Consider the following 13,267-nt stretch of genomic DNA (forward strand, 5'->3'; position numbering starts at 1 on the left):
CTGCAGTCGGTGGAATTCACGTTACGCATGACGCCGACGAACTTCGAGCTTCAGCTCCAACGCACCAGCTCGGCATCGTCTTCGATGGCTGCTTCGTGATACCAGCAGCTGCCGAACTCAGCGTGTCGCGCGAGGCGCGAGGGCACGATCGCAGCAGCTTTCTTGACGAGCCGCTGTCCATGCAGGGACGCCCGTCCGCCCTTCGGGAATTGGTAGATCTTTGCCGATTGTCGATACTGTGTCTCAGTCATCTTTATCTCTCCACGTCTCACCGGCTCCACATTATAGCCGGTTCGACATCCATTTTCGCCCGATAATTCTGATGCCTCAATAAAAATCAGCACTTGCACATATTATGGGCATGCTTGGTTTTGCGTCTTTGGATAGCATCCGTGCCGTGGTGAACGCGCGCTGCAACCGTCGTGTTCCCCCACATTGCGCCAGGCTTCGTATGGGCCTGCATCAAACGAGAGGGAGAATGGATGCTGACCGGCGCGTCTCAAGTTGAGAGCACGAGACTTTGCGCCGAGCTCGCGTCCGCATGCATGTCTCAAGCCGCCATCGCTACCCGTCGGCAGCGTCAGGACGGCCCTTCGGATGAAGCAGCTTCTCATCGGATGCCCGAGCGCATTCGCGGCGCCCCCGCAGGCCGCGCACGCAGTACGGAATTCTCAGACGTCAAACTTAGGGAGCACTAACGAATGACGAAGTATAAGCTCGAGTATATCTGGCTCGATGGTTACACGCCGGTTCCGAATCTGCGTGGCAAGACGCTGATCAAGGATTACAGCGCCTTTCCGGATCTCGCAGACCTCCCGCTCTGGGGCTTTGACGGCAGTTCCACCCAACAGGCTGAAGGCAGCAACTCGGACTGCGTTCTGAAGCCGGTTGCCCACTACCCGGATCCGGCCCGCGCCAACGGCGTTCTCGTCATGTGCGAAGTCATGCTGCCCGACGGCGTCACGCCTCATGCCACGAACAAGCGCGCCACGATCCTGGATGACGCCGGCGCCTGGTTCGGCTTCGAACAGGAATACTTCTTCTACAAGGATGGGCGCCCGCTCGGCTTCCCCGCCGCTGGCTATCCGGCGCCGCAGGGAACCTACTACACAGGCGTCGGCTACAAGAACGTCGGCGACGTCGCGCGCACCATTGTCGAAGAGCATCTCGACCTCTGCCTCGCAGCCGGCATCAACCACGAGGGCATCAACGCCGAAGTGGCGAAGGGCCAGTGGGAATTCCAGATTTTCGGCAAGGGCTCTAAGAAGGCTGCCGACGAGATGTGGATGGCCCGCTATCTGCTGGAGCGTCTCACCGAGAAGTACGGCATCGACATCGAGTATCACTGCAAGCCGCTCGGCGACACCGATTGGAACGGCTCGGGCATGCACGCCAACTTCTCAACCGAGTATATGCGTACGGTCGGCGGCAAGGACTACTTCGAAGCGTTGATGAAGGAGTTCGACAAGAACCTGATGGACCACATCGCCGTCTACGGTCCGGACAACGACAAGCGTCTGACCGGCAAGCACGAGACCGCGCCGTGGAACAAGTTCAGCTACGGCGTTGCTGACCGTGGCGCCTCGATCCGCGTCCCGCACTCGTTCGTCAAGAACAGCTACAAGGGTTACCTCGAGGATCGCCGTCCGAACTCGCAGGGCGACCCATACCAGATCGCTTCGCAGATCCTGAAGACGATCTCTGCGGTGCCGGCTGGCGCCGTCGCGAAGGCTGCTTAATCTATAAAACACGGCGCCGTCTCACCAGTCGGCGCCGTTATTCTATCTGGATCGGCTCGGCCGGTAAGCCCACTTCACATTTGCGTCCGGCGAGCGGCGCAGTCCCTATTGGATTGCCGCTGACCTCTTGCCGAGAAGCACCGCTTTTCTGGCGCGCGATGACGTTCTCTGGTGCTTGCCTTTTCGTGAAGCGGATTTGATTGAACTCTTCTGCGGCTCCGGCGGTGTAACGTCTGCAACGAGCTGCAGCGTGGTTTTCGGCTTCAGAAGGACGACCTTGTAGCCTCCCGCCTTGAGTTTCGCGAGCAGCCCAGGCACCGCGTCAGCCGTCCATTTGTGGATGTCATGCATCAGGACGATGCCGCGCCCGCGCGCCTTGAGCCCCGCCATAACCCTCGCGATGACAGGTGCAGAGCTACGCATGCGCCAGTCGGATGAATCGACGTCGACCGCGAATTGCGCGATATTCCGGCTCTTGAAGTAATCCTCGGCGAGTTTGCTGCTCGAAAGATAGGGATAGCGGAAAAACGGTGCGACCGGCTGTGGACTAAACTTTTGCACGGTGTCGAAGGTCGCTTCGACCTCATGCGTGATTTCAGGCAACGCAAGTCGCGCGAGATTGGGATGAGACCACGTGTGCGTCCCGATCGTGTGCCCCTGGTCCGCAACCTCTTTGACGATCTCCGGATGCACGACGACCATTTCGCCGACCATGAAGAATACAGCCTTGGTGCATTCCTTCGCGAGGGCGGCGAGAATCGCACGCGTATCCTTCGGCGAGGGGCCGTCGTCGAATGTGAGAACGACCTCGTTCGGAGCAAGGAAATTCGGATCGCCATGGGGCGAGCCGATCCAGGGTCCGCCGGTCGTGTCGACCTCAATCGTTCTTGAAACGCCAAGCGTTCCGGCGGGGCACGCATCATCCGCGTACGCGGGAGACAAAACGGTGGCACCCGCCGCTATGATAGCTGCGGCGGCAGTGCCTAAAATCCATTGTGGTCGCATGCGACATCCAACCTGAGAAGGGCCACCGACAATCGTCGACGCGGATTACAACAACCGCTCAACTGGGGCGGCGGCCATCGTCAGATCTCCGAAGCCGACTCACCGATGCAACGAACCGAGCAAACGAATCTGCAAAGGGAACGTGAGGGTCTGCAGTCTCGTGCCAACCGGCAACGAATATAACAACTTGACCTCGCGGTCAGCCAGTTTGGGGCCAAGCGGACCTCAAAAATCGGTATACCTCCGGCACGTATGCCACATCTTCAGATTTTGCTTGTGATTTCACGAGCGTGCCGCCGCGCTTTGCACGTTGCGATTGGTCTCAGGCCACACCGCAATATGTTTCGAGAGCGAATTTGATCAAAGAAAGTTCGCCGGCGCAGCTTTGGCTTGGTGCGTCGGCGACGCTTCAATCGGCAGAATTACCTTACCATCCCCAACCACATCCGCGCGGGTGGTGAACCCCACCCCAACCGCATGCGCTGGCGGGGGAAGCAACGGCGCCAATAGCGGTGACGGCCACAATGCAAGCGAGAATAGGCATCGCAATTCTCTTCATGATGGTGATCCTTTGTTTTGCCGGAGCGAGCGCTCCGCTTCGGCAACAGACCGCTAAAAGCTCGGTTCCGCATGCCGAAGCGCAACCGAAGCAACTAGTTAACAATGGATTTTTTGAGCCCGGGATTTTGAATCGCCAGCTATTTGGGAAGCGGCTTCGATTCCGGTGGTGATCCGCGCGAAGGCTGATCTTGCGCCGCGTTGTTCGTGATCCCCTCCATCCGGGCGGGAGTCTTCAAAATGAACGCAAGCGCAAAGCCACCGAGAACCAGCACTGTGATCAGCATCGACAAGATGAGAACGCGAAAATTTGTCGTTCGCGAACTGCCCTGTCTTACTTCTGTTGGGGTCTTCCGCGCCATTCCTCGGTCAACCAAAGAAATATGCCAGCGCGATCAGAATGACCGCGATGTGAGCCACGAAAAGCATCACTCCACGCAGGAAACCGCGATAGGTGTCGATGTGCTGTTCGAATTCTTGCGCATCGGGCGCATAAGGCTGCTTCTCTATAGCCGCATGCTCGATGCCTTCTTCTTGAAGCATTTCCAGCGAGGTCGGATCGCGGGTAATAGCCATTTTTGCCTCCAAGATTTGGAAGGTAAACCCTGGTCAAGAGTTGACGTTCCAAAGCGCAGAGCGACGAGCCGCGCGGGGCGGACCGGCGCTGAAGCTTCGTTCAAAGGGTGCGCCCCGCCAATATGCAGCGGGGCCACAGGCCGACTGTTCAACACCTCAGCATTCAACAAATAATCAGTAGCCACCGCAGTAGCGCCTGCAGCGACGGCAGAACCCATAACCACCGTAACCACCGTAGTAGTTGCTGTAATAATATGGATAGTAACCGCCTCCCCATCCCCACCACGGCCACCACAGGCCGGCACCAACGAAGCCGCGACGGAAGAACGGTCGGCCACGGAATCTTGGCGGACCGCGGAATCCGAACCCATGACCGTGGAACCCCGGTCGTCCCCATCCACGGAAGCCTCCACCGCGGAATCCCCAACCGCCGCCACGGAACCCTCCGCCACGGAACCCCCCGCCGCCGAACCCGCCACGGAAGCCTCCGCCGCCGAATCCGCGGAACCCGCCGCCACCGAATCCACGGAAACCACCTCCCCCAAGTCCGCCATGGAATCCGCCACCTCCCCCAAATCCTCCGTGGGCAGCTTCCGCAACCGGCGTCATCGAAATGACGGCCAGAGACGCCACAGCCGCAATCGCAATCCGCTTAAAATTATTCATTGATAAAACCTCATGACTCGTCGGAGAAAGACGTCAGAATACGGATGATGTTGTTCTAGGTTCCTTTGCGCGAGGCTCTGTTAAAAGGCCGGGCTTGGAACGATTGCCGTGTGCTGGCCGCGCGCGCTGGACGACGCAAAAAAAGACCAAGCAGGCTAGCTGATGGAGTTACGCTCGACACCGCGCGTAGTTTCATCATCCGAAAGATGTGAAACGACTGCACGATCGAGTGGGCCGGTTAATGGCCGATGATGTTCGACGCTCGGACGCGATATCTATTCGTGAAAAATTGTACCGAGCGTCGTGTGCGCGATATTCCGCAATGCAAAGTGCGGACGATGGATCTATTCGTCCAGAATTTTCCGGATCTTCGCAGCAAGCTCTTCCAAGTTGAACGGCTTGCTGACGAGACTTGTGCCGGGATCGAGAACCCCATTATGGACGATGGCATTTCGCGTATATCCGGTGGTGTAGAGCACCTTCAGCATCGGCTGCTTCTGACGCGCGCGATCCGAGAGCTCTCGGCCCGACATATCCGGCATGACGACATCCGTGAACAGAAGTGCGATGTCGTCATGTGCATTGAGGAGAGCGAGCGCCTGATGCGGGCCAGCCGCTTCCAACACGCTGTAGCCAAGCTCATTCAGCGCTTCGACAGACACGGCACGAACGCGAATATCATCCTCGACGACGAGAATGACCTCCTTTCGCGAACCCTGCCGCAGATTGGGCGTGTCGGTCGACTGCCGGGATTCGCTGGTTTCGCCATAGAAGCGCGGAAGATAAACCTTCACCGTCGTCCCGACACCAACTTCGGAATAGAGTTTGAGGTGCCCGCCCGACTGGCGGACAAATCCATAAACTTGGCTTAGCCCGAGACCTGTGCCCTTTCCGACTTCCTTCGTTGTGAAGAAGGGATCAAACGCGCGTTCCATGACTTCGGGAGTCATCCCCTCGCCGGTATCGGTGACCGCGATCAGCACATACTGACCGGGAGTGACTGCATATTCCTTGGCGTAGCCGTCATCGACGAGCGAGTTCAACGTTTCAATCGTCAGCCGCCCGCCTTTCGGCATCGCGTCCCGCGCATTCACCGCCAAATTGATGAGCGCATTTTCGAGCTGAGCGGGATCGGCCGTTGCGCGCCACAGCCCTGCCGCGAGAACGGTCTCGATCTTGATCGGCTCGCCGAGCGTGCGCGCGAGAAGCTCGCTGATGCGCGACACGAATTTGTTGGCGTCGATAGGTTCGGGAGCGAGAGGCTGCTGGCGAGAGAAGGCGAGTAGCCGCTGCGTCAGGCTCGCGGCGCGCTTGGCGCCGTCAATCGCCGCGTCGGCAAAGCGTTCTACGTCGGTGTCACCTTTCGCCAGCCGCCGCTTCAAGAGGTCGAGCCCGCCGAGAATGACGGCGAGCATGTTATTGAAGTCGTGCGCAATCCCGCCGGTCAACTGTCCGACGGCTTCCATCTTCTGGATCTGCCGCAACTGCTCTTCGGCTTTTGAGCGGGCGGCGATCTCGTCGATTACCCGTTGCTCAAGCGTGTTGTTGAGGGCTTGGAGCTCAGCCTCCGCGCGCCGGCGTTCCCCGATTTCCCGTTCCGCAGCCTGATATAAGCGGGCATTGTCGATCGCAGTCGCGGCTTGTCCGGCAATGCCGACGAGAAGCTCTTCATGCTCCGTCACGAATTTTGCCGGCGCCTCATGGCCAAATAACAGTCCGCCGATCACGCTGCCTGAGCGCGAGATCACGGGCACGGCGAGATAACTGCGTACCGCAAGATGACCGTTCGGCATGCCGAAGTGTGGTTCGCTTTTCCCATACCGCGGATCGTTCAAGATATCGTCCGAGCGAACGACGCTGACGCCCCTGAAAGTGGGTTCGAAGATGGCCGTGTTGCGCGGCATCGGAAATTTTTCAAAGCTCTCCCTTGGGACGCCGGAGAGAGCATACAACATATAGCTCTCACCGTTGTCGTCGATCACATTATAGAAAAATGCACCGAACTGCGCCCCGGCCAATTCGGTGCACGCGTCCGTGACGATCTGAACGATCCGTCCGACGGCGAGTTCGGCCGCAACAGCCGCGCCGGTCCGGTTCAACACGTCGAGCTTGCGCGTCTCGGCGCGAATGGCGGCTTCAACGAGCTTCTGCTCGGTGACGTCATGACCTTGGATGAATATCCCCGTGGTCTTGCCGTCGCTCGTGATGATCGGCTGATAAACAAAATCGAGATAGTGCGAAGCGAACGAGCCACCCGGCAAATGCTGAAGGTCGACTGGGAAGCTGCTGCCGATGAAGGGTTCGCCGGTTTTGTATACGCGGTCGAGAAGCTCGATGAAGCCTTGCTTTTCCACTTCCGGAATGGCGTCTGCCACGGCTTGGCCAAGCACGGGACGATTTCCGATCAGCTTCTTGTAGGCCTCGTTAATCATCGTGAATTTATGCCGCGGTCCGCTCAAAACCGCGATGAAGCCGGGCGCCTGCTCGAACATCCGCCTAAGGCTCTCACGCTCCGCTTTCAGTTCGCGTTCTGCCTGTACCTTCGCGGTGATCTCAACGACGATCGCAATAACGCCGACGGGCGTTCCGAACTCATCGAGCAGCGGCGAATAATCGAGATCGAGCCAGACCTGCTCAGCTTGACCGCCGCGCCGGTAGAGCGTGAGCGGAAATTCGCGGTAGGCCAGCGTATCCCCCGCAAGCACGACCTTGAGAATGTTATCGTTGAAATCCGCGACCTCCGGCCACCCTTCGCGAACTTTCGAACCGAACAAGGCCGGATGGCGCTCTCCCGCGAAAGCGGAATAAGCGTCGTTGTAGATCATGAACCCGTCTTCGCCCCACAGCGTCACCATGGGAATAGGCGAACGCAAAACGAGTGATATCGCCGACCGCCGGGTTGGCGGCCAATCCGTGATGGCACCCAGCGACGTACGCGACCAGTCGAAATCCGAAATGATCTGCGACGCTTCCCCACCGCCTGCGAGGAAGGGCAGCTTATTGAAATTTGGGCCGCTCAACCGTCGCTGCTCCCAACCATTCTGCCCATCGTTCGTGAATGAAAGTCCTAACTCCGTCGGGCTGGTCTCCCAACCACTCGCTGATCCCCTCCAGTATAATATTCGTCAGGGGTTCGGGTTGACATCGTCTTTTCGTGGCGGCAGCGATAGTCTTCAAACGGAACCGTTACATCGATGGTCGCGCGGCGCAATCGCCAAGCTCAGGACCCTGTACGGCGGCTTAGTGCTTTTGGATCTGGTCGTCGACGGTCTTGCGAACTTTATTTGCGGCGTCGCTGACCGCTCCTTCGACTTTCCCCTTCACGGCCTGTGCCGCGCCCTTGGCCTGAAGCTTATCTGACCCGACAGCGTATCCGATTTTTTCCTTCATCTTGCCAACTGCCGTATCGAATTTGCTCTTGAGACTGCCCATCGTAACCTCCTGAAAAATGACGTTGCTGCCAACGCCAAGCTTCGATCGAAAGTTCCGCGCGCTGACAACCCGCACGCGAAGAGTGGGCGCAACCAAGCAACGAATTGGAAGTCGGGCTGTCGGGCTGTCGTGCGCGACCTCATTTCATCGGCGCCGGGCCAATTTCAGACGGCGGCAAGCCGGCTGGCGATGAGACTGTTCACAACGATCGACACGTCGTCGGGATTATAGGGTTTTCCGAGGATCGGTGTATTCGGATAAAGGGAGCAGAGTTCAGCTCCCCCCGCGCCGGTGCAAATCGCGAAAGGGATGCCCATGACGTTAAGCGCACGCGCGAGCGGCGCCGCTTCCCCGTCCTCGAGAAGATAATCGATCACAGCGATGTCGACTTCTTCCCGATTGAGCACTTCGAGCGCTTCTCGCACCGTCATGGATGGCCCGACGACCCGGCAGCCATATCCCTTGAGGATCTCTTCAAGGTCGAGGGCGATAAGCGTGTTGTCCTCGACAAGAAGTACGCGCGGCGCCCGCACATGTCCGAGGACCTTCGTCTCCACCATGCTACACAAACCAGAATAATTCATAGCCCAACCCGAAACCACGATCCATCCTCATGCCGTTCCCGGCATTAATCAATCCGTTGAAACAGCAACTTACAGTGCCGCCCTGAAATTGTTAGCAGGCGTAGGGAACGGTATTGGCATCATCCTCGTTATCACCGGCCGTTGCTCAGTCTGAGCGACTTACTAACTTTGAGCCCGCGAGATTATCCAATGCGCGAAGGAGGTTCGCGATGAGCCCAGCTGCAAACCGGGACGAACGACTTCAGATTATGCTTGAGCCGGAAGAGCTTAAAGCTGTCGATGACTTCCGTTACAAATATCGCTTGCCGAGCCGTGCCGCAGCCGTCCGCGAGCTGTTGAAACGCGGGCTAACCAGTGCGCCGACTGGGACAGTCGACGAACACTCTCGATCGCAGGATTTTGGGGTTCTCGGCATTGCCAACGGCAGCCGCTTTAAAGACGCAGGCAGCGTTGAGGGGAATTAGAGCGCCGCGCGTCCGTATGTCAGCGGCATTGACGCAGCTTTACCGGCGATGTGAAGCGACGAGGTGGGGATAGGGGATCAGAGCTTCCGTTCGGCACTTCGTTTGTGAATCAAATTTAACGGCCGAGGTCCGGTTCACGGCTGCCGAAATGAATACGCGCCGATCGGGACACGATCCTTCGAGCCCCGTCATCAGGACATTTTTAATATGCAATCGATGCGCACGTGCGCGCCGGGCAAACTCGGCGATCTTCATCGTCATCCTATGGATTGAGGCGCGGGAGAGGCCGGCCCATCTGCTGGGCACCCTATGTCAGAGAAAACTTTAGGCTTCCTTCCCGCCAAAGCTGGCTTCCTCCAGCTTTTGCCGTGCAGCCCTTCTCACGTCCCAAAGTTCGGGGCGATAATTTTACGCGCGATGTGGAACCTGAGATCGCTGTTGTCGTTCTCCACATACAATCTCCCCCAAGATTGTAGTCTAGGCGCTAATCCCCCCGATAGCGTCGTCCCTTAAGACGCCGGCTTTCCCCCGAAGCCGGCGTCTTCTCGTTTGATATCCCCAACGAAAATCGTGAAATGAAGACGTGGCCGCCGGGTCCGATCGTCTCCTCAGTCTCCTTCGGCCTGCCTCAGGCGGACGAGCAAGTCCGATACTAACGGCGGCAGGCTGCCCAGTTCCGTTTCGAACATTTCCCGCAGCCGCGGGGTTGCGCGGTTGTTGAACTCCGCGATCCAATCGTCCTCATACATTTCTTTGTTTTCCTCCGACGCCCGCGCAGTCTGGCTTATGCTGAAAGCCCGGCGAGGAATGCGCAGTTCCGCTATCTCGGTCACATATGTTTTTGAGGCGAGGGGGCATCTTTTTACGCGATCGCAACGCGCATGTGCTTTTCACATTTTGCATTGCTGTCAACAGGCCCAGAGCGTCCGCAACAGCGCATTCCGAACATAAGTCGCTGGCCGATCACCGTATTCAAAGTGCGGCGCCGAATTGAACTCTGCGACTGGTTGTTCAGCCGGCTGCGTTATTCGAGCGCCGGCACGCAACAAACATTTATTGCCAAGGTTTGCCCATTGTCGGAGCTGTTTCAGCTCCTCAAAGAATGAGGAAAACCCAAATGCAAACACTTCGTAAGTTGGCGACTGTCGCTGCCGCGGCGCTTGCGGTCACGGCATTCTCCATTTCTGCCGATGCCCACGGTGGCGGCGGCGGAGGCGGTGGGGGAGGCGGAGGCGGTCACGGCGGAGGCGGTGGAATGGGAGGCGGCGGCTTCTCGGCAGGAGGCGGGGGAGGCGGCGGAATGGGTCACGGAGGCGGCGGCTTCGGTGGTGGCATGGGTCATGGTGGCATGGGCCACGGAGGCATGGGTGGAATGGGTGGAATGGGCCGTGGCGGCTTCGCCGGTCCCGGGTACGGATTCCGCGGCGGTCGCATGGGCGGAAACTTCCACGGAGATCGTCACGATCACCACGGTCATTTCAGACGTGGTGGTGGTCCATTCTTCGCGTACGGCTATGACGGCTATTACGATGATGATTACTACTGCTATTGGAGCTACGGACGGCGCATCTGCGGCTATGGCTATGACTATTGACGAAAAAGCCCCGGTTATCCGGGGCTTTTTTATGCGCGCGAGCCGTAGAAAAATAGAGAGCCCTGCCATCGCTGGCAGGGCTGACAGGAACACGTCACCCTCACGCTTGGCGGTATCGGCTCCCGCTGTGCCGACCGTTCAAGCAGCGACGCTCTTCCCGCTGAAGGTGGCAGCCAATACAGAAAATCGTAGTCACAAACAATTCACAATCCGACGCAACGTGTAACAGGTTGTGATTTAGTCGCCACGCTTTGACGGCGGCTCGCCTGCGAACTGATCAATCGTGGACGATGATCAGAAAGGATTTCTTCCGCCCGATGCGGCGACCGGAACGCGATGGCGCGTGCTAATTCCTGCTCCGTCGCACACGGCTTCCATTGCATGAAGCAGCACATCGATCTCGAACGGCTTGCCGATGTGTGCCGTCATACCCGCCGCATAACAGCTCGCGATTTCGTTGGGGAGAACGTTCGCCGTCATGGCGATGATCGGAACCTGGCTTTGATTTGGCGGCAGCTTCCGGATTTCCTTCGTCGCCGCGAGGCCGTTCATCCCGGGCATCTGCATGTCCATGAGGATGACATCGAATGTTTCCGACTGTACCAGCAGAATGGCTTCGGCGCCGCTCGCGGCTGTCACCGCGCGATGCCCTGCACGTCGCAGCACGGTGGACGTAAGCCGTCTGTTCGGCTCCATGTCGTCGACCACCAGAACATTGAGGCCGCCGGGCCCGGCCGGCTTCGAATCCGCAGAGCGCTCGGCTGAAGGCTGTGACCGGCTGACGGCGAGCGGCAATTCAAACCAAAAAGCGGACCCTTCGCCGAGCACACTGTCGACGCCGATCTGGCCGTCCATGGCAACGACGATGCTCTTGCTGATAGCGAGCCCGAGACCCGATCCGGCGAAACGCCGCTCGTAACTTCCATCGAGCTGGCTGAATCTGTTGAACAATTCCGGTATCGACTTCTGCGGTATGCCAGGGCCGGTATCTTTGACGACGAAGCGAACGACGACGTCGTCATCCGACCGCTTCACCCACTTGGCCCGGACATCGACACGGCCAACCGACGTGAATTTGACGGCATTGCCGACGAGATTGACGAGCACCTGCCTGACGCGTTGCGCATCCGCCGCAACTGCCACCTCATCCAGCGCGCTATCGATTTCGGCGCTCAGAATGAGGCCTTTCGCCCGCGCGTCGACCTGAATCAGCGACAGGCAGCTCTCGATGATCGGACGGAGCAGGGTGGGCGCAAGCAGCAGCTTCATGCGCCCGGCTTCGATTGCGGAAAAGTCGAGGATGTCGTTCACGGTATTGAGGAGCGACCGTCCCGCATCCCGCACGATCTCGAGATCGCGCGCATCTTCGGTATTGAGGCCGCGTCGCGCCAGCACGAGGCTCGTATAGCCAATGACGCTGTTCAACGGCGTTCTGATTTCATGGCTCATCGTCGCGAAGAACTCTGACTTCGCCGACGTCGCGCGCTGCGCCGCCTCATTCGCGGCCTTCGCATCGGCAATGGACACTTTGAGCCGGTCCAGAACCCTGAGCCGCTCCATGAACATGCGAGCGTTTGTCATGACGAGCACGACTAAGAAAAATAGAAAACTTACTGCGAGCGCGCCGAGGACCAAATTTTCTCTGCCGCCGAGAATGAGCAGTTTCAGTATGAGAGGGCCGAGGATGGTCACCGCGTAGGTGAGTGCAGCCGCGGGGATCGGCGCAAGCAGAATGCTGCCGCTTGCAGCCATGCCGACGACGAACGCCATAAGGATCGCCTCGCTGGTCCCACTTACGGCGCCAGCCCATGCCGCCGCCAAGAAGGACCAGGGAAGTGCAAGCAGGGTCGCGAATACGAGAGCGTTCCGGGCGCTCCGTGTCGCGTCGATATTACGGCGGCGCTTGGAGGGCGCGCGAGGCAACGACCGCAGCCCCACGAAGCCGCAAACGGAGAACGAGAAGAGAAGCCAAAGAAAAAGATGGTGAGCCGGGAAGGTGTTCCAAAATGCGGCCGCGGCGAGCGCCAAATTGACGCCATAGCCGGCCATTGCATAGGGCGTGACGCGGGCGACGGCGGCCAACTGATCGCGATGAAGGCGCAGCTTAGTCACTGGCGACCTCCATATACGCCCTCAACGCGGCCATGGCGCGTTCACCGGCGCATTTCATTTCTACCTGCGCCGAAAGCATATCTGCCCGCGCATGATGGCGGGCGAATTCTCTCAATCTCTCCGCTGCCGACATCAGCTGGCACATTCCGAGCGTGCCGGTGAAATTGATGAGATCGTGGCAGATCGCTTCAATCTGAGACGGAGATAGCTCTAGTGATTGGAGATTGAGAAGGCGTTGTTCGATGGCGGTCTCGAATTCGCCGATGATGTCGCGAAAGCCGACCAAATCGAGATAGCCGCGCATACGCAGCAGCTTTCCGGCATCCAGGACCTTGCCTTCGTCGATAATCAAGGCCTCGAGATTTGGAGACTTCATTGGGGGCAAATGATTGTTTCATCAACAGCGCGGGGCACGCTTGTTCGACCCCCGGAATATCATCCTTGCAATGCGTTACTCTGAGCTTAACCGAGGCTGTCTGCATCCCGATCGAATTAACGCTATTCATTTTGGCGGCCCCGGAATTGAAAACGCGTAAC

At 58.6% G+C, this 13,267-nt stretch carries 12 protein-coding genes; 3 read left to right on the top strand and 9 right to left on the bottom strand.

The window, feature by feature from the left end; translation table 11 throughout:
- Positions 1–50: 50 nt before the first annotated feature.
- Positions 51–251: a DUF2735 domain-containing protein gene (locus AC1DK3_RS03955; RefSeq protein ID WP_339085328.1), complete on the bottom strand. Its 201-nt coding sequence runs from the start codon at positions 249–251 to the stop codon at positions 51–53.
- Positions 252–701: 450 nt separating this feature from the next.
- Between AC1DK3_RS03955 and AC1DK3_RS03960 the strand changes: the two genes are divergently transcribed.
- Positions 702–1,739: a glutamine synthetase beta-grasp domain-containing protein gene (locus AC1DK3_RS03960; protein WP_477190980.1), complete on the top strand. Its 1,038-nt coding sequence runs from the start codon at positions 702–704 to the stop codon at positions 1,737–1,739.
- Between the two features lie 105 nt (positions 1,740–1,844).
- Here the strand turns inward: AC1DK3_RS03960 and AC1DK3_RS03965 are convergent, their stop codons facing one another.
- From AC1DK3_RS03965 to AC1DK3_RS03985, 5 genes are all read right to left on the bottom strand, one after another.
- The gene (locus AC1DK3_RS03965) at positions 1,845–2,744 is read right to left on the bottom strand and encodes a polysaccharide deacetylase family protein (RefSeq protein ID WP_477190981.1); all 900 of its coding nucleotides are present in this window, start codon (positions 2,742–2,744) and stop codon (positions 1,845–1,847) included.
- A gap of 927 nt (positions 2,745–3,671) precedes the next feature.
- Positions 3,672–3,878, bottom strand: coding sequence for an aa3-type cytochrome c oxidase subunit IV (locus tag AC1DK3_RS03970; RefSeq protein WP_477190982.1), 207 nt, complete (start codon positions 3,876–3,878; stop codon positions 3,672–3,674).
- Between the two features lie 1,010 nt (positions 3,879–4,888).
- The gene (locus AC1DK3_RS03975) at positions 4,889–7,564 is read right to left on the bottom strand and encodes an ATP-binding protein (RefSeq protein ID WP_477190983.1); all 2,676 of its coding nucleotides are present in this window, start codon (positions 7,562–7,564) and stop codon (positions 4,889–4,891) included.
- A gap of 220 nt (positions 7,565–7,784) precedes the next feature.
- Positions 7,785–7,976, bottom strand: coding sequence for a CsbD family protein (locus AC1DK3_RS03980; RefSeq protein WP_477190984.1), 192 nt, complete (start codon positions 7,974–7,976; stop codon positions 7,785–7,787).
- 164 nt (positions 7,977–8,140) lie between these two features.
- Positions 8,141–8,536 carry a response regulator gene (locus AC1DK3_RS03985; RefSeq protein ID WP_477190985.1) on the bottom strand — a complete coding sequence of 132 codons (396 nt, stop codon included), beginning with the start codon at positions 8,534–8,536 and terminating at the stop codon, positions 8,141–8,143.
- A gap of 233 nt (positions 8,537–8,769) precedes the next feature.
- Here AC1DK3_RS03985 and AC1DK3_RS03990 point away from each other — a divergent pair, with 233 nt between their 5' ends.
- Positions 8,770–9,024, top strand: coding sequence for a hypothetical protein (locus AC1DK3_RS03990; protein ID WP_477190986.1), 255 nt, complete (start codon positions 8,770–8,772; stop codon positions 9,022–9,024).
- 608 nt (positions 9,025–9,632) lie between these two features.
- Here the strand turns inward: AC1DK3_RS03990 and AC1DK3_RS03995 are convergent.
- A complete protein-coding gene (locus tag AC1DK3_RS03995; RefSeq protein ID WP_477190987.1) occupies positions 9,633–9,773 on the bottom strand; it encodes a hypothetical protein in 141 nt (46 codons plus the stop codon).
- 368 nt (positions 9,774–10,141) lie between these two features.
- On the opposite strand from AC1DK3_RS03995, the gene AC1DK3_RS04000 reads away from it, so the two are divergent.
- Positions 10,142–10,618: a hypothetical protein gene (locus AC1DK3_RS04000; protein WP_477190988.1), complete on the top strand. Its 477-nt coding sequence runs from the start codon at positions 10,142–10,144 to the stop codon at positions 10,616–10,618.
- 294 nt (positions 10,619–10,912) lie between these two features.
- Here AC1DK3_RS04000 and AC1DK3_RS04005 read toward each other — a convergent pair whose 3' ends face one another.
- Positions 10,913–12,730: an ATP-binding protein gene (locus tag AC1DK3_RS04005; protein WP_477190989.1), complete on the bottom strand. Its 1,818-nt coding sequence runs from the start codon at positions 12,728–12,730 to the stop codon at positions 10,913–10,915.
- Positions 12,723–13,106, bottom strand: coding sequence for a hypothetical protein (locus AC1DK3_RS04010; RefSeq protein WP_477190990.1), 384 nt, complete (start codon positions 13,104–13,106; stop codon positions 12,723–12,725). The genes AC1DK3_RS04005 and AC1DK3_RS04010 overlap by 8 nt, the downstream gene beginning before the upstream one ends.
- Between the last annotated feature and the right edge of the window lie 161 nt (positions 13,107–13,267).

The sequence above is a fragment of the Hyphomicrobium sp. 01T421 genome, from assembly GCF_056398805.1.